This window comes from Hydrogenophaga palleronii, from assembly GCF_031457455.1.
GTDB classification, from domain to species: Bacteria; Pseudomonadota; Gammaproteobacteria; order Burkholderiales; family Burkholderiaceae_C; genus Hydrogenophaga; species Hydrogenophaga palleronii_A.
Map to the genome: position 1 here is coordinate 146,896 of NZ_JAVDWU010000007.1, position 17,757 is coordinate 164,652.

General features: G+C 65.4%; 13 protein-coding genes. 10 read left to right on the forward strand and 3 right to left on the reverse strand.

Annotated features, from left to right (window positions below):
• Positions 1–1,608 (forward strand): gamma-glutamyltransferase family protein, encoded by a 1,608-nt coding sequence (locus J2W49_RS16855; RefSeq protein WP_310318765.1) that lies wholly within the window; start codon positions 1–3, stop codon positions 1,606–1,608.
• Positions 1,609–1,626: 18 nt separating this feature from the next.
• On the opposite strand, the gene xdhB is transcribed toward J2W49_RS16855, so the two are convergent.
• Positions 1,627–4,011 (reverse strand): xanthine dehydrogenase molybdopterin binding subunit, encoded by a 2,385-nt coding sequence (gene xdhB / locus J2W49_RS16860; protein ID WP_310318768.1) that lies wholly within the window; start codon positions 4,009–4,011, stop codon positions 1,627–1,629.
• Positions 4,008–5,528 (reverse strand): xanthine dehydrogenase small subunit, encoded by a 1,521-nt coding sequence (gene xdhA / locus J2W49_RS16865; protein WP_310318772.1) that lies wholly within the window; start codon positions 5,526–5,528, stop codon positions 4,008–4,010. Before xdhA ends, xdhB begins: the two co-directional genes overlap by 4 nt.
• A gap of 94 nt (positions 5,529–5,622) precedes the next feature.
• On the opposite strand from xdhA, the gene J2W49_RS16870 reads away from it, so the two are divergent.
• From J2W49_RS16870 to guaD, 9 genes are all read left to right on the forward strand, one after another.
• Positions 5,623–6,570, forward strand: coding sequence for a LysR family transcriptional regulator (locus tag J2W49_RS16870; RefSeq protein ID WP_310318774.1), 948 nt, complete (start codon positions 5,623–5,625; stop codon positions 6,568–6,570).
• Positions 6,571–6,592: 22 nt separating this feature from the next.
• Positions 6,593–8,131 (forward strand): ABC transporter ATP-binding protein, encoded by a 1,539-nt coding sequence (locus J2W49_RS16875; protein WP_310318777.1) that lies wholly within the window; start codon positions 6,593–6,595, stop codon positions 8,129–8,131.
• Positions 8,118–9,173: an ABC transporter permease gene (locus tag J2W49_RS16880; RefSeq protein WP_310318779.1), complete on the forward strand. Its 1,056-nt coding sequence runs from the start codon at positions 8,118–8,120 to the stop codon at positions 9,171–9,173. The genes J2W49_RS16875 and J2W49_RS16880 overlap by 14 nt, the downstream gene beginning before the upstream one ends.
• Positions 9,174–9,175: 2 nt before the next feature.
• Positions 9,176–10,096, forward strand: coding sequence for an ABC transporter permease (locus J2W49_RS16885; protein ID WP_310318783.1), 921 nt, complete (start codon positions 9,176–9,178; stop codon positions 10,094–10,096).
• A 58-nt stretch (positions 10,097–10,154) separates the two neighbouring features.
• A complete protein-coding gene (locus J2W49_RS16890; protein ID WP_310318786.1) occupies positions 10,155–11,309 on the forward strand; it encodes a BMP family ABC transporter substrate-binding protein in 1,155 nt (384 codons plus the stop codon).
• Between the two features lie 171 nt (positions 11,310–11,480).
• A complete protein-coding gene (locus J2W49_RS16895) occupies positions 11,481–12,506 on the forward strand; it encodes an aromatic ring-hydroxylating dioxygenase subunit alpha (RefSeq protein ID WP_310318789.1) in 1,026 nt (341 codons plus the stop codon).
• 10 nt (positions 12,507–12,516) lie between these two features.
• Positions 12,517–13,551, forward strand: coding sequence for an adenosine deaminase (locus tag J2W49_RS16900; protein WP_310318791.1), 1,035 nt, complete (start codon positions 12,517–12,519; stop codon positions 13,549–13,551).
• A 115-nt stretch (positions 13,552–13,666) separates the two neighbouring features.
• A complete protein-coding gene (locus J2W49_RS16905; RefSeq protein ID WP_310318795.1) occupies positions 13,667–14,770 on the forward strand; it encodes a BMP family ABC transporter substrate-binding protein in 1,104 nt (367 codons plus the stop codon).
• A 139-nt stretch (positions 14,771–14,909) separates the two neighbouring features.
• On the forward strand, positions 14,910–16,190 hold the full coding sequence (gene guaD, locus J2W49_RS16910; RefSeq protein WP_310318798.1) for a guanine deaminase: 1,281 nt from the start codon (positions 14,910–14,912) through the stop codon (positions 16,188–16,190).
• Positions 16,191–16,611: 421 nt separating this feature from the next.
• Here guaD and J2W49_RS16915 read toward each other — a convergent pair whose 3' ends face one another.
• The gene (locus tag J2W49_RS16915) at positions 16,612–17,619 is read right to left on the reverse strand and encodes a cytochrome d ubiquinol oxidase subunit II (protein ID WP_310318801.1); all 1,008 of its coding nucleotides are present in this window, start codon (positions 17,617–17,619) and stop codon (positions 16,612–16,614) included.
• Positions 17,620–17,757: the final 138 nt, after the last annotated feature.

A 17,757-nucleotide genomic window follows, 5' to 3' on the forward strand; every position in this document is an offset into this window, starting at 1 on the left:
ATGACCTTCCATTGGACCAATCCCTACCCCACACTGCGCAGCCCAGTGATGGCGCGCAACGTGGTCGCCACTTCCCATCCGCTGGCCTCGCAGGCGGGCCTGCGCATGCTCCTCAAGGGTGGCAACGCGGTGGACGCCATCATTGCTGCGGCGGCCGCGCTGACCATCGTCGAGCCCATCTCCAACGGCATTGGCAGCGACAACTTCGCCATCCTGTGGGACGGCCAGCAACTGCACGGCCTGAACTCATCGGGCGCAGCGCCAGCCGCCTGGACGCCTGCTTACTTCCGCAAAAAATACGGCGACGCCATGCCCCAGCGTGGCTGGGACAGCGTGAGCACCCCGGGTGCGGTGGCTGGCTGGGTGGCGCTCTCCCAGCGCTTTGGAAAACTGCCTTTTGCCGACCTGATGGAGTCGGCCATTGAGCTCGCCGAGCGTGGCCATGGTGTGGGCGTGATCGTGGCCGACAAGTGGGCGCGCCAGGTGCCTGCTTTGAAGAACCAGCCTGGCTATGCGCAGGCCTTTTTGCCGCGTGGGAGTGCGCCCACGGCCGGTGAGCGGTTCATGTTTGCGGAGGCCGGCGCCACGCTGCGCAAGATCGCCGATACCAAAGGCGAGGCCTTTTACCGCGGCGAGATTGCCGAGAAGCTGGTGGCGCATGCTGCAGCCAATGGCGGCAGCATGACGATGGCCGACCTGGCGGGCTGCGCGCCCGAGTGGGTCAAGCCCATCGAGAAGAACTTTGCCGGCCACACCGTGCACGAAATTCCACCCAACGGCCAGGGCATTGCCGCGCTGATGGCCCTGGGCATGCTGGAGAAGCTGGACCTGGGCGGCCTGCCGGTGGACAGCGTGGCATCCCAGCACCTGCAGATCGAGGCCATGAAGCTGGCCTTTGCCGACACCTACCGCTGGGTGGCCGACGAGCGCTACATGACCGAGATGACGGCGGCCGACCTGCTGAGCGACGGCTACCTGAGCGAACGCGCCAAGCTGATCCGCCCCGACCGCGCCAGCGTGTTCGAACACGGCACACCGCCCAAGGGCGGCACGGTGTACCTCACGGCGGCGGACGAAAGCGGCTGCATGATCAGCCTCATCCAGTCCAACTACATGGGCTTTGGCAGTGGCGTGGTGGTGCCGGGCACGGGTGTGAGTCTGCAGAACCGCGGCCATGGTTTCACCCTGAAGGACGGCCACCCCAACCAGGTGGCGCCGGGCAAGCGGCCGTTCCACACCATCATTCCCGGCTTCCTCACCAGGAATGGCCGCCCGCAGATGAGCTTTGGCGTGATGGGTGGCAACATGCAGCCACAGGGGCACCTGCAAACGCTGGTGCGCATGCTGGTGCACCAGCAGCAGCCCCAGGCCGCGTGCGACGCGCCGCGCTGGAAGGTGGGTGAGGGCCTGAGTGTGGATTTCGAGTCCACCATGTCGCGCGAGCTGGTCAACGGCCTCAAGGTCCTGGGCCACCAGTTCAACCCCACGGCAGACACCTACATGGACTTCGGCAGCGGCCAGTTCATCTGGCGCCTCAGTGATGACATGGAAGACGGCTATGTGGCCGCCAGCGATTCGCGGCGCGACGGGCAGGCGGTCGGCTTCTGAGCTTCTTCGTCTCCGGACTTACCCCATCACCGCCCGCAACACCTCTTCGGCGGTGGCGGGCGCGTTCATCGCTTCCGGGTTCCCGCCAGCCTGGGCCACGGCATCGCGCAGCGCTTCAAACACGCTGATGGCCAGCATGAACGGCGGCTCGCCTACGGCCTTGCTGCCGTGCACGTTGTCCTCGCGGTTGGCTTCGGGCCACAGATCGATTTTGAAGTGTTCGGGAATGTCGCCAGTGGCGGGGATCTTGTAGGTGCTGGGCGCGTGGGTTTGCAGCAAACCCTTGCCGTTCCACACCAGTTGCTCGGTGGTCAACCAGCCCATGCCCTGCACGAAGCCGCCCTCGATCTGCCCGATGTCGATGGCCGGGTTGATGCTGCGGCCGACGTCGTGGAGGATGTCCACCTTGAGCACACGGCTCTCGCCGGTGAGCGTGTCGATGGCGACCTCGCTCACGGCTGCCCCGTAGGCGAAGTAGTAGAACGGCCGGCCGGTGAGGGTGGTCTTGTCGTAGTGGATCTTGGGCGTGCGGTAGAAGCCGTCGCTCCACAGCTGAATGCGGTTGGCATAGGCCGCGCTCACCACGTCTTCAAACTGGCGCGTGGTGGTGGGGGTGATGACCTGGCCGCCTTCGAAGCGCACCGCACCCGCGCCGCAGCCGTCCAGGCCAGACACAAAAGCGGCCAGGTTGTCTCGCACGTTGCGCGCGGCGAACTGAGCGGCGCGGCCGTTCAGGTCCGTGCCGCTGCTGGCGGCGGTGGCGCTGGCGTTGGGCACCTTGCTGGTGTCGGCGGCGGTGCTCAGCACGCGCTCAAACGGCACGCCCAGCTCGTCGGCCACAATGGCCGCCACCTTGGTGTTCAATCCCTGGCCCATTTCGGTGCCGCCGTGGTTCACCTGCACGCTGCCGTCGGTGTACACGTGCACCAGGGCGCCTGCCTGGTTGAACAGCGTGGCGGTGAAGCTGATGCCGAACTTCACTGGCGTGAGCGAAATGCCCTTTTTGATGACGGGGCTCTTGGCGTTCCACGCGGCGATCTGTTCGCGGCGTTCGCGGTAGCCACTGGTCAGGGCCAGTTGCGTCATCAGGGGGTCGAGGATGTTGTCCTCCACCTTCATTTGGTAGTGGGTGGTGTGGCGGGTCTCGATGCCGTAGAGATTGCGCAGACGGACATCCAGCGGGTCCAGGCCCAACGTGCGTGCGATGTCGCTCAGAATGCGCTCGATCACGATCACGCCCTGCGGCCCGCCAAAGCCGCGAAACGCGGTGTGGCTTTGCGTGTTCGTCTTGCAGCGGTAGGAGCTGATGGCCACGTCTTCCAGGAAGTAGGCGTTGTCGGCGTGGAAGATGGCGCGGTCGGCCACGGGGCCGGAGAGGTCGGCGCTGAAGCCGCAGTTGGCCAGCATCTCCAGTTCCAGCCCGGACAGCAGACCGGTGTGATCAAACCCCACGCGGTAGTGGTAGGCAAAGGGGTGGCGCTTGCCGGTGATCATGAAATCGTCGTCGCGGTCCAGCCGCAGCTTCACCGGACATTGGAGCTTGTTCGCTGCAATGGCGGCCCACACAGCCAGGTGGCCGGCCTGTGTTTCCTTGCCGCCAAAGCCGCCGCCCATGCGCCGGCATTCCACCGTCACCACATGGTTCTGCAGACCCAGTGCGTGCGACACCCAGTGCTGCACTTCGCCCGGGTGCTGCGTGCTGGTGTAAACCCACCATTGGTTCTGCTCCAGCGGCATCACGTAGGCCACCTGGCCTTCCAGGTAGAAGTGTTCCTGGCCGCCCACTTCGAAACTGCCTTCCAGCCTGTGATCGGCGCGCTTGAGCGCAGCCTTGGCATTGCCGCGGTTCACGTGCACCGGCGGCAGCACATAGCTTTCCAGCGCGTGGGCCTCGTGCACGCTGAGCACAGGGTCCAGCGCTTCGATGTGCCACTTCACCAGACGCGCGGCGCGGCGCGCGGTCATCACGTCGTCGGCCAGAATGAGCCCACCGACCTGGCCCAGGAACTGCACCGTGTCTTGTGCGAACACGGGTTCGTCGTGTGCAAAGGCGGCCAGGGTGGTGTCGCCGGGAATGTCCAGCGCGCTCACGAAACCGCGCACGCCGGGCAGCGCCAGGGCGGCGCTGGCGTCCAGGCCCTTGAGCCTGCCATGGGCCACTGGCGAACACACCGGTGCAGCGTGCAGCGTGCCTCGCACTTCGGGAATGTCGTCGATGTAGGTGGCGGCGCCGGCCACCTGGGCGCGTGCGCTTTCGTGGAAGCGAGAGACACCGGCCGCTGGCGCCGTTCGTGCTGGGCTTGCCGAGGGGGAGGGCACCTCGTCGGGTGCCGCGACGGCGTCCGCCCGGGAAGAGATCACCACGGGGGTGACGGCGTCTGTATTCTGGTCTCGCGCGTTCATGCCACGGCCTCCAGGTCGGAAGCGGTCAGGCTTTCGAGGTTGATGCGCTGCAGTCCCTGGCTCTCCAGCCAATACCGCTGCAACAGATTGCCCAGCACGGTCTGGCGGTAGTGGGCGCTGGCGCGCATGTCTGAAATCGGCTGGAACTCGGCACGCAGCGCAGCGGTGGCGGCCATCACCGTGTCGGCTGTCCAGGGCTGGCCCAGCAGGGCGGCTTCGGTCTGGCGGGCGCGCACCGGGGTGGCGGCCACACCGCCGGCGCCGATGGAAACCTCTTTCACCACTCCATTGGCCACTGTCATGCGGATGGCCAGGCAAGCGGCGGAGATGTCGTCGTCGAAGCGCTTACTGATTTTGTAGACGCGGAGGAGTTCCTGGCCCGGCGCCGCGCTCGACGCCTTCCCCGCACGCGGCACCTTGATCCAGCACAGCAACTCATCCGCCTTCATCACATTCGTGCGGTACCCGGTGTACAGGTCTTCCAGCCGCAGTTCCCGGTGAGCCACCTGTTGCCGCTTCTTGTCCCAGCGCATCAGCACCACGTTCGCGCCCAATGCAATCAGCAGCGGCATGGCGTCGCCGATGGGCGAGCCGTTGGCCACGTTGCCGCCCAGCGTGCCGGCGTTGCGCACCGGCAGGCCGGCGAAGCGTTGGGCAAAGGTTTTCAGGGGTGGGTACTCGCTCACCAGCGCAGCGAACGCATCGGTGAGGGTCACGGCGGCACCGATGGCGAGGTGGTGCGGGTAGGTCTCCACCCGGCGCAGCTCGCGTGCGGCTGTCACGTCCAGCACCTGATCAAACCGCTTGTGCAGCTTGGTGACCCAAAGGCCCACGTCGGTGCAGCCGGCCACCACCTGCGCCCTGGGGTGGGCCGCGCGGGCCTGTAGCAGTGCGGGCAGGGTGGCAGGGCGCAGGTAAGTGTCGCTGGCCTGCGACCTGGGGCGAATCGATTTCAACGCCGCGAGGGTGGCCGCCTCATTCACCTCGCAGCCGGGCGGCAAAGGCAGGCTGCCCATTTGCTGCGCCGCATCCAGAATGGGGCGGTAGCCGGTGCAGCGGCACAGGTTGCCGGACAGGTCCGCCTGAGCCTGCTCACGGGTGATGTCTTGTCCGCCCCCCGTGTTCTGGTACATGCCAAACAGGCTCATGACAAACCCTGGCGTGCAAAATCCGCATTGGCTCCCATGGCACTGCACCATGGCCTCCTGTGACGGATGTTGTTCTCCAGTGTCGGATGCCAGATCCTCCGCGGTGAAAACCGCCATCCCTTCCACCGAATGCGCCAGCTTGATGCAGCTGTTCACCGCCTTGTAAGTGAGCTTGCCATCCACCGCCTCGCCGATCACCACGGTGCAGGCGCCGCAGTCGCCTTCGCCGCAGCCTTCCTTGGTGCCCGTGCAGTGAAGGTCTTCGCGCAGCACCTCCAGCAGGGTGCGGTCGGGTGGTACATTGCCCACCGTCACGGGCTGGCCGCGCCGCAAAAAAGTCAGGGGGCGGGTGGTTTTTTCGAGCTTCATGCGCGCCAGCATAGCGTTTACCCCATGGCACAACATATGCTCAGCCGTATGGTCAGAATGCCAAAACCACCATCCTCACGCATAGTCGCCGGGTATGAAATACATGTCGATGTTCGACAAGATTGACCTGCACCTGATCCGCGTGCTGCATACCGTGCTCACCGAGCGCAGCGTGTCGCGCGCGGCTTTGCGGCTGGGCATGTACCAGCCGGCGGTCAGTGCGTCGCTCAAGCGACTGCGTGAACTGGCCGGTGACCCGCTTTTGGTGCGTTCAGGCGCCGGCATGGTGCCCACGGTGGCCGGCTTGCGCATGATCGAACCGGCCGCCGACATCCTGCGCAGCGCCGAGGTGCTGTTCTCCGACGCCCGCAGCTTCGACCCGCCCACCGCCCACCACAGCTTCAGCCTGGCCGCCAGCGACTACCTCGACCCCCTGTTCCTGCCCCAGCTGGTGGTGCAGATCAAATCGCTGGCACCCCATTGCCCGATCGACATCCACCCCCTTTCGCGGGATTCCGATTACAGAAACCACCTGGCGCAAGGCGATGTGGACGTGGTTGTGGGCAATTGGCCCAAACCGCCCGACGACCTGCACCTGGGCCGGCTGTTTGGCGACGAGGTGGTGTGCCTGGTCTCCACCCAGCACCCGGCGGCACGGCGCGGCTGGGACGTGGAGGCCTGGCTGGCGGCCGAGCACATCGCGCCCACACCCACCCATCCCGGTGCGCGCGGCTTCATCGACGACCACCTGGCCGCCCAGGGCCTGGTGCGCAACATCACCGCCCGTTGCCCGCATTTCGGCCTGATTCCCGCCATGGTCGCGGGCAGCCTGCTGGTGCTCACCACCGGTCGCCAGTATTGCGAGCGCTTTGTGGGCAACCTGCCGGTGCAGATCCTGCCGTGCCCGGTGCCGTTTCCCCGCATGATGTACTACCAGCTCTGGCACGAACGCACGCACGCGTCCAACGCGGCGCGCTGGTTGCGTGAGCAGATCAAGAGTGTGGCGGCATCGTTGCGGCGGCCCGAACCAGAGTTGGCTTGAGACAAATAAGAAGGACATCGCCTTGACGACCCCCAGACTGCAATTGACCGGCATCACCAAGCGCTACCCCGGTGTGGTGGCCAACAGCGAGGTGTCGCTGACGGTGGCGCCGGGCGAAATCCACGCGGTGCTGGGCGAAAACGGTGCCGGCAAATCGACCTTGATGAAGGTCATCTACGGCTCCATCAAGCCCGACGAAGGCACTGTCACTTTCAACGGGCGGCCGGTGCAGGTGCGCAACCCGCAGGAGGCGAGGGCACTGGGCATCAGCATGGTGTTCCAGCACTTCAGCCTGTTCGACACACTCAGCGTGGCCGAAAACGTGTGGCTGGGGCTGGACAAGTCGCTGTCGCTGCCCGAGGTGAGCGCGAGCATCACCGCCAAGGCGGCCGAATACGGTCTGGACATCGACCCCGCGCGACCGGTGCACACCCTCAGCGTGGGCGAGATGCAGCGGGTGGAGATCATCCGTTCGCTGCTCACGAATCCGCAGTTGCTGATTCTGGACGAACCCACTTCGGTGCTCACGCCCCAGGCGGTGGAAAAGCTCTTTGTGGTGCTCAACAAACTGGCGCATGAGGGCTGCAGCATTCTCTACATCAGCCACAAGCTGCACGAAATCCGTGAGCTGTGCACCGCCTGCACCGTGCTGCGGGGCGGCAAGGTCACCGGTGTGTGCGATCCCCGGCAGGAAAGCAACGCCTCGCTGTCGCGCCTGATGATCGGTGCTGAACCGCCCGCGCTGGATGTGCGGGCCCTGCACGCGGGGGCGAACGTGCTGGAAGTGAGCGGCCTGAGCCTGCAGAGCGCCGATCCCTTCGGCACCCACCTGAGTGACATCGCGCTCACCGTGCGTGCTGGCGAAGTGGTGGGCATCGCGGGCGTGTCGGGCAACGGACAGAGCGAGCTCATGGTCTGCCTGTCAGGCGAAGACACGCGTGCGCCTGCCGGCAGTATCCGTGTGGCAGGCCAGGATGCTGCGCGCCTGAGCCCTGGCCGCCGTCGCGCACTGGGCCTGCACTTTGTGCCGGAAGAACGCCTGGGGCGCGGTGCAGTGCCCACGCTTTCATTGGCGCACAACCTGTTGCTGACCCGGCGTGATGCGGTGGGCAAGGGCGGCTGGCTGCGGCTGGGTGCGTTGCGCGCGCAGGCCGCCGACATCATCCAGCGCTACAACGTCAAGGCCAACGGGCCGGACGCGGCAGCCAAGTCGCTCTCCGGCGGCAACCTGCAGAAATTCATCGTGGGCCGCGAGATCGAGGCCAAACCCAAGCTGCTCATCGTCAGCCAGCCCACCTGGGGCGTGGATGTGGGTGCCGCGGCTCAGATTCGCGGCGAAATCCTGGCGCTGCGCGATGCGGGTTGTGCGGTGCTGGTGGTCAGCGAAGAGCTGGACGAACTGTTCGAGATCAGCGATCGCCTGCACGTGATCGCCAAGGGTCGCCTGTCACCCAGTCTGGACCGGGCCGACGCGACCATCGAGCGCATTGGTGAATGGATGTCGGGCTTGTGGGACGACCAGCAGAACAACAACAGGGAGACCGCCCATGCTGCGGCTTGAAGTCCGCCCGCAGCCGTCCAAGGGCTGGGGCTACGCGTCGCCCCTGCTGGCGCTCGCGATCACGGTGGTCATCGGCATCCTGTTGTTTGCCGTGCTCGGCAAAGACCCGGTGCGCGGCCTGCAGGTGTTTTTCTGGGAACCGATCAAGAGCACTTACGCGCTGTCCGAGCTCATGGTCAAGGCCACGCCGTTGTTGATCATCGCGCTCGGTCTGGCTGTGTGTTTCCGTTCCAACGTATGGAACATCGGTGCCGAAGGGCAGTACATCCTGGGCGCGATTTTTGCGGCAGGCGTGGCGCTCACGGCCGACAAGACCACCGGCCCGTGGATCGTGCCGGCCGTGTTGGCCGCAGGTGTGGTCGGCGGCATGGTGTGGGCCGGTATCGTGGCGCTGCTGCGCGACCGCTTCAACGCCAACGAGATTCTGGTGAGCCTGATGCTGGTGTACGTGGCCATTCAGGTGCTCAATTTCCTGGTCTACGGGCCGTGGAAAGACCCGCAGGGCTACAACTTTCCGCAGACCAAGACCTTCGAGGCGGTGACGCAGATCCCGCGCCTGATGGACGGCTCGCGCGTGAACGTGGGGCTGCTGCTGGCGCTGGCGGGCGTGGCGGCGGTGTGGGTGTTTCTGTTCCGCACCTACGCGGGTTACGCGCAGCTGGTGGGCGGCCTGGCACCTGCGGCCGCGCGGTACGCCGGCTTCGCCTCGCGCAGGGCGCTCTGGACGGCGCTGCTGGTGTCGGGCGGTGCGGCCGGGTTGGCGGGCGGGCTCGAGGTGGCCGGGCCGATTGGTCAGCTCACGCCGTATGTCCCGGCGGGATACGGCTTCGCGGCCATCATCGTGGCCTTTGTGGGCCGGCTGCACCCGGTGGGCATCGTGTTCTCGGCCATTCTCATGAGCATGTTCTACATCGGCGGGGAACTGGCGCAGTCGCGCATGGGGTTGCCGAAGTCCATCACCGGGGTGTTCCAAGGGCTGTTGCTGTTTGCCCTTCTCGCATGTGACACGCTGATTGCCTATCGACTCGTCTGGAAGAAATGACCATGGAACCCCTTGCTCTGCTCTTCGCCGCCTCGCTCAACGCCGGCACCGTGCTGGCCATTGCTTCGCTGGGCCTGCTCATCAACGAGAAGGCCGGCATCGTCAACCTGGGCGCCGAAGGCATGATGCTGTGTGCCGCGCTGGCCGGCTTTGCCACTGTGGTGCACACCGGCAGCACGATGCTGGGCTTTGCCGCCGGCATGGCGGCGGGCGCGCTGCTGGCGGCCATCTTCGGCGGGCTGGTGATCTGGCTCAACACCAACCAGTACGCCACCGGGCTGGCGCTCAGCCTGTTCGGTGCCGGCTTTTCTGCCTTTGCCGGTTCGCGTTACGTGCAGGAAAAACTGCCCGAACAAAGCCAGTTCGCCATTCCTTATCTGTCTGACATCCCCTTGCTGGGCTCGGCGCTGTTTCGCCACCACCCCATGGTCTATGCCTGCGTGGCGCTGGTGTTCGGTCTCATCTGGTTTCTGTACCGAACGCGCGCCGGCCTGGTGCTGCGCAGCGTGGGCGAGAGTCCTGAATCTGCCCATGCGCTGGGTTACCCGGTGCGTCGCATCCGCCTGATGGCGGTGATGGCCGGCGGTGCGCTGTGTGGCCTGGCCGGTGCCTATGTGTCCACCGTCTACACGCCGCTGTGGGTGGAGGGCATGATCGCCGGCAAGGGCTGGATCGCCCTGGCGCTCACCACCTTTGCCACCTGGCGACCCGCGCGCGTGCTGCTGGGCGCCTACCTGTTCGGCGGCGTGACCATGCTGCAGTTCCACCTGCAGGGCATCGGGGTGAATGTGCCCAGCCAGTTCCTGACCATGATGCCGTATGTGGCCACCATCGTTGTGCTGGTGCTGATCTCGCGCAACCCGACCTGGATCCGCATCAACATGCCGACGTCCATCGGGAAACCGTTCTACCCCGGCGCATAATGTTTTTTTGATTTTTTTCCGCGTTTTCACACCACTTTTTCAACCCTGAGGTTCACCCATGACAGACTTGAGCAAACGTTCCCTGATGAAGGTCGCTGCGCTGACCGCCCTGAGCAGCGCTGTGCTGATCGGCTGTGGCAAGAAGGAAGAAGTAGCCGCGCCCGCAGCGGCACCGACCCCAGCCCCCGCCGTGGCCGAGGCGCCCAAGGCCGAGCCGCTGAAGATCGCGTTTGCTTACGTCGGCCCAGTGGGCGACGGTGGCTGGACCTTTGCGCACGACAATGGCCGCAAAGCGATCGAAGCCGAGTTTGGCGACAAGGTGGTGACCAGTTTCGTGGAGAACGTGCCCGAGAGCGCCGACGCCGAACGCGTGATCCGCGATCTGGCCGGCCAGGGCAACAAGCTGATTTTCGGCACCACCTTCGGTTACATGGAGCCCATGCTCAAGGTCGCGCCCGACTTCAAGGACGTGAAGTTCGAGCACGCCACCGGCTACAAGACCGCAGAGAACCTGCGCACCTACGACAGCCGCACCTACGAAGGCGCGTACATGGCGGGCGTGATCGCTGGCAGCATGACCAAGAGCAACAAGCTCGGTGTCGTGGCTTCGATCCCAATTCCGGAAGTGATCCGCAACATCAACAGCTTCACCCTGGGCGCGCAATCGGTGAACCCCAAGGTCATGACCAGCGTGGTCTGGGTCAACGGCTGGTTCGATCCACCGAAAGAAACCGAAGCCGCCACCTCGCTGATCAACGGAGGTGCCGACGTGTTGTTCCAGAACACCGATTCGTCAGCCGTGCTGCAGACTGCCGAGAAGCTGGGCAAGCGCGCCTTCGGCTGGGACTCCGACATGACCGCCTACGGCCCCAAGGCCCACCTGGGATCGGCCATCATCAACTGGGCGCCTTATTACATCAAGGCCACCAAGGACGCGCTGGAAGGCACCTGGTCCACCGGCGGCGTGTGGTGGGGCGTGAAAGAAGGCGCGATCGACATGGTGTCCGTGGCCGAAGACGTGCCTGCAGAAGTCAAGGCCAAGGTCGACACGATCCGCGCCGGCTTGAAAGACGGCAGCTTCCACATCTGGAAGGGCCCGATCGTGGACCAGGGCGGCAAGGAAGTGCTGGCTGCCGACGCGGTCGCCGATGACGCTTTCCTCGGTGGTGTGAAGTTCTATGTGAAGGGCGTTGAAGGCAAAGTCCCGAATTGACCCACCCCCGCCGTGCTTCGCGCGACCCCCTCAAGGGGGCGGCACGTGGGGACCGGCGAAGCTGGACCCGCCGTGCCCTGGAATGGAAGGCCGCCTCCGGGCGGCTTTCTTGTTGGGGCGAAAGAAAATGAAGTGCTGAGGGACCGAGCGAAACCGCAGGATGATGACAAGGTGATCGAAAAGCAACTCTGGCACCCCGTGATCGCCTCGCACCAGGTGCGTGACGCACCCGTGGCCTGCGCGTTGCTCGGGCAGTCGCTGGTGCTCTGGCGCGAACCCCAGCGCGAGCATGGACACCACATTGACCGGGTGCACGCCTGGGCCGACCAGTGCCCGCACCGGGGGGCACAGCTTTCGTTGGGCCGGGTGCTGATCGGTGTGCACGGCGCCCGGCTGGAGTGCCCCTACCACGGGTGGCAGTTCGGTCACACCGGCCATTGCCAGCTCATTCCTGCCGCACCCGACTTCACCCCGCCCGCTGGCCACGTGGCCACGGTGTTCGAGGCCCGTGAACGCTTCGGGCTGGTGTGGGTGCGGCTGCAGGCGCCAGGGGACACGCTGGGAGTGCTCGATGAACCGCCCATGTTCGCCGTGGGAGAGGACGATGCCTGGCGCCGTGTGGTCTGCGGCCCCTACGAGCTCGACACCAGCGCACCGCGTCTGGTGGAAAACTTCCTCGACCTCAGCCACTTCGGCTTCGTGCACGAAGGCTGGCTGGGTGAGCGCAGCCATGCGAAGGTGGACGCCGGGCAGGTGGAGGAGGGCGCCAATGGACTGGCCGTGCTCAACGCACGCGCCTGGCAACCCCGCGCCTACGCGGGTGCCGACGAGGGCGCCTGGATCCACTACCGCTACGAGGTGCCCCACCCGTTTGCCGCCATCCTGCGCAAGGATGCGAGCGAGGGCGACCCGGTGAGCAATGCGATCGCGCTGTTCATTCGCCCTGACGGCGATACCAGTTGCACGGCGTGGTTCGTGATGGCCACGCAGGGCGACGCGTCGAGCGATCAGGAACTGGTTGAATTCCAGAACACCGTGTTTGCCCAGGACCGCCCCGTGGTGGAATCGCAGACACCGCGCACGCTGCCCATCGGCCGCACCGCGCCCGTGACCGAGGTGCACGGGCCCGCCGACCGGGTGTCGAGCGCCTACCGCCGCTATCTGAAACGACTTGCCATCTCCTTGGGCACCTGTTGAGCACATTCACATGAACACGACCATGACCATGACCATGACCCCCACCGAACTCGCCGCCGCCATCCCCAAGGCCGAACTCCACATCCACATCGAAGGTTCACTTGAGCCCGAGCTGATCTTTGCGCTCGCGCAGCGCAACGGATTGAGCCTGCCGTATGCCAGCGAAGCGGCGCTGCGCGAGGCCTATGCCTTCACCAACCTGCAGAGCTTTCTGGACATTTACTACGCGGGTGCCAGTGTGCTGCTGCATGAAGCCGACTTCCACGACATGGCCTGGGCCTACTTCCTGCGCGCCAAGGCCGACAACGTGGTGCATGCCGAACTCTTCTTCGACCCGCAGACCCACACCGCGCGCGGCGTGTCCGTGGCCACGGTGATCCAGGGCCTGGCGAGTGCCTGTGCCCGGGCAAAGGCCGAACTGGGCATCAGCGCCGAACTCATCCTGTGTTTTCTGCGCCACCTGAGCGAAGAAGAGGCGTTCGCCACACTGGAAGCTGCGCTGCCGCACCGCGAACAGTTCATTGGCGTGGGGCTGGATTCGAGCGAGGTCGGCCACCCGCCGAGCAAGTTCTCGCGGGTGTTCGCGCGCTGCCGCGAGCTGGGCTTGCGCATCGTCGCGCACGCGGGCGAAGAGGGGCCGCCGGCCTACATCTGGGAAGCGCTGAACGATCTGAAGACCGAACGCATCGACCACGGCGTGCGCTCGCTCGAAGACCCTGCGCTCGTGGCCGAGCTGGCAAAACGCCGCACACCGCTCACGGTGTGCCCGCTCTCCAACCTCAAGCTCTGCGTGGTGAACGACCTGGGCGATCACCCCATGAAACGGCTGCTCGACGCCGGCCTGTGTGCCACCGTGAACTCGGACGATCCGGCCTACTTCGGTGGCTACATGAACGCCAATTTCACCCAGACCGTGCAAGCGCTGGATCTGTCCCGCGAGCACGTGATCACCCTGGCGCGCAACAGCTTCGAGGCCAGCTTTGTGAGCGGGGCGCGCCGCGCCGAACTCATGGCCGCGCTGGATCGCGCAGTGGCAACCGCCTGATGACGGACACGTTCTGAAAAGGGCGGCGGTGGCCTGATCGCCTAAAATCAGGCCACGCGAGCCGGTGCTTCCCCGGCTCGCTTTTTCATTCACGGAAGCCATGTAGAGGAACACCATGTACAAAAACCTCGTGGCCCGGCGCGTCTGCGCGTTGTTGGCCGCCAGTTTTTTCATCCCCATTTCATTGGCGCAGGCGCAGGCACCGAAGCCCGCAGGTAAGCCACTCAAGGCCGCGTTCGTCTATGTCGCACCACTGACCGACGCCGGCTGGGTGCGCCAGCACGAACAAGGCCGTCTGGCGGTGCAGGCTGCGCTGGGCAACCAGGTGCAGACCCACTATGTGGAGAACGTGCCAGAGGGTCCCGATGCCGAGCGTGTGATCCGCGATCTGGCACGGCAAGGGCATCGCATCATCTTCACGCCCAGCTTTGGCTACATGGAGCCCACCCTGAAGGTGGCGCGTGATTTTCCGGACGTGAAGTTCGAGTCGATCACCGGCTACAAGACCGCGCGCAATGTGGCCACGGCCAACGCGCGCTACTACGAAGGCCGCTACCTGGCCGGCGTGGCGGCGGGCCGCATGGCCACGCAGGCTGGTTACGTGGCCGGCTTCCCCATTCCGGAAGTGATCCAGGGCATCAATGCCTTCACGCTGGGCATGCGCTCGGTGAACCCCAAGGCGCAGACACGCGTGGTGTTTTTGGGCGAATGGTTCAACCCGCCTCGCGAACGCGATGCGGCCATGTCGCTGATGAACCAGGGCGCCGAGGTACTGGCTTTCCACACCGGCTCCACGGCGGTGATGGCGGCCGCGCAGGAACGCGGCAAGCTGGCCGTGGCCTACCACTCCGACATGCGAAAGGTGGCCCCCGACGCCCAGATCGCGGCCGTCACCCATGTCTGGTCCGCCTACTACACCGCTCGCGTCAAGGCGGTGCTCGATGATTCGTGGGAGAGTGGCAGCGTGTGGGGCGGGGTGCGCGAAGGCATGATCCGCGTTGACAGCTTTGGCAGCAAGGTGCCCAAGGCGGTGCAGGACGAAGTGCTGGCCCGCCAGGCCGACATGGCCGCCGGGCGGCTGCGCCCATTTGCGGCAAAGGCCGCGATCAAGGACAACGAAGGCCGCATCGCCATTGCCGAGAACACCATGCCCAGCGACGATGAGATCCTGAAGATGGACTGGCTGGTGGATGGGGTGGTGGGCAAGCTGGCACGCTGAGGGGAAACGTGGCGGTTCATGAACCATACGGCGTATGTGAGATCCCGTATGGCGGCCCGCACGTAGGCGGTTAAGCTCGACGCTTGGCGCGCGTCTTCACACGTGCGTTGCTCCATTCATCAGCCCCCTTTCGCCCTCCATGCAAGGCTACCGCGCTTCCATCCTGCGATTCACCGACGACGCCAGCCCGGTTTTTGAAGCGGATGGTCTGCTGGTGGTGGGTCCATCTGGCGAAGGTCCCAGGGTGGTGCACGCAGTGGGCGATCACGCCGCATTGGTCGGGCAGTTTCCTGGTCTGGTGGTGGAGGACTTGCGAGGCCACATCATTGCGCCCGGATTCGTGGACATGCATGTGCATTACCCGCAGACCGACGTGATCGGTGCGCCCGCCGCAGGCCTGCTGCCGTGGTTGAGGGACTACACCTTCCCTCACGAATCGCGCTTTCACGATCCGGACTATGCCACCGAGGTGGCGGCCTTCTTCTTTGATGAACTGCTGCGCCAGGGCGTGACCACCGCGCTCACTTTTGCCACGTCGCATGTGGCGTCAGTGAATGCCGCATTCGAGGTGGCGAAGTCGCGCGGTCTGCGCTTCATCACCGGCAAGGTGCTGCAGGACCGCCACAGCCCGGATGGCGTGCGCGACGACACCGAACAAAGCCTGATCGACACCGAAAGCCTGATCCGGCGCTGGCACGGGGTGGATCGCCTGGGCTATGCCATCACGCCACGTTTCGCGCCCACAAGCTCGCTCGAGCAGCTGCGCGGCGCGGGTGAGCTGGCCGCCAAGTACCCGCAGGTGTGGATCCAGTCGCACGTGGCGGAAAACCTGGACGAAATCCGCTGGGTAGCCGAGCTGTTTCCCCAGTCGCGCAGCTACCTGGCGGTGTATGGCGATTTTGGTCTGCTGCGCCAGCGCGCGGTGTATGCCCACTGCATTCACCTGAACGAAGAAGACCGGGCTCAGATGGCCCGCAGCGGCGCCGTGGTCGCCGTGAGTCCCACCAGCAACCTGTTTCTGGGCAGCGGCTTCTTCGACTACCTGGCTGCTGATACCGCCGGCATGCGCTACGGCCTGGCCAGCGACGTGGGCGGCGGCACCAGCTTCTCGCCCTTTCACACCATGCTGGCTGCCTACTACGTGGGCCGCGAGAGCCAGACCAAGACAGGCCTGAGCCTCACCCCCGGGCAACTGTGGTGGCAGCACACTGCAGGTGCTGCTCAGGCTCTGGGCCTGGGTGGCGTGGTAGGCAACGTGCAGCCGGGCTGTGAAGCCGACTTCGTGGTGCTCGACCCCAAGGCCACACCGCTTCTGGCGCGCAAGACTTCGCAGGCGAACAGTCTGGACGAGTTGTTGTTTGCGCTGATCGTGTTGGGGGATGATCGGGTGGTGGTTCGTAGCGTGGTGGCTGGCGGCTGATCTTTTCGTTGCACTGGTGCACGGGAGGTGGGCCCGTTTCGTATGTTCCTTTTGTGGCGGGGCGGGCGGGCCGGGTACGCGTTCTCCGGTCCAGCTCGCGGTCGGACGCCCGGGCATGCTGCCGCTTTCTCATCAACACCATGTATGGCGAGCGAACTCTGTGGCAACCGCGAATCGTCCCTGCGCCCGCGCACCCAACCCGCCCACCTCTGAAAGGTGTAGGCGCACAGAGACAAGGAGGGGAGCATGGGGTAGCTGATCCCCTCCGGAGCGAGGTGTCCCCGTCCAGGGCACCCGTGGAACCGGCTTTGCCGGGCCACAGGGTGCGTCCCCCCTCGAAGCGCCGAAGGCGCGCAACAGAGGGGGGAAGCCGTGTCAGCGGCGCAGGGGGGTGTTCAGAATCCTGCGCAGGGGGGAGTTCCTAGTTGTATGTCAATGCCCGAGCCTTTCCCCAGAAGACGCGGTACATGTAAATCGTGTAGACGATGATCATCGGCAGTGTGATCGCCACACCCACGAAGATGACCGTGAGCGAACCGGTGGAGATGGCGGCTTCCCAGACCGTCATGCGGCCGATCACGATGTCAGGAAAGATGCTGTAGGCCAGGCCGAAGAAGGACAGCACGAAGATCAACACGGTGGATGCGAACACCACCCAGCCATAGCCCGCCTTCACCACATTCGGGTGGGTCACCACCCAGCGCACAGCGAAGAATGCAATGGCGCAGCTCAGCGGGATCGGCATCAGTGCGAACACCTCAGGCACGCTGAACCATTTGTCCACCACACCCGGATTCACCAGCGGCGTGGCGGCCGAGATCGCCACCAGCGCAACGCCCATGGGCCAGATCACGCGTCGCGCCCACCGCACGGCGTGCGCCTGCAACTCACCTTCGGTCTTCATGATCAGCCAGCCCGCGCCGAGCAGCACATAGCCTGCCGGCAGGGTGAGCGCAATGCCCAGGCTGAACGCCAGGCCCAGCCAGCCGCTGTCAAAGCCCGTGATGTAGCTGCCCAGCATCCAGCCCTGGGAGGCGCTGGCCAGCAACGAGCCGCCAAAAAAGGCGCGGTTCCAGAACGGCAGGTAGCGCGTGGGTGCCTTGACGCGGAAGTCGAACGCCACGCCGCGCAGGATCAGGCCGATCAGCATCACCGCCACCGGCAGGTACAGGGCCTGCAGCACCAGACCGTGCGCCATCGGAAACGCCACCAGCAGCACGCCCACACCCAGCACCAGCCAGGTTTCGTTGGCGTCCCAGAACGGGCCGATGCTGGAGATCATGGTGTCCTTCTGCTCCTTGCTGGTGGCCAGCGGCAGCAGCAGGCCCACGCCCAGGTCGTAGCCATCGAGCACCACATAGGCCAGCAAGGACAGGCCCATCACGGCGAGAAAGATGAGGGGGAGCAGTTCGGCCCAGCTCGTGTTCATGGTGTGTTCTCTCTGCGATTGACTGTTGTTGCCAGGTTCAGCCTGGATGCTCCACCGCGCAGCGCGACCCGCGACGCATGAAACGGTCCAGACCAGTGGCACCGCCGGGCCGGCTTTGCCGGACGGCCAGTGCCGCCC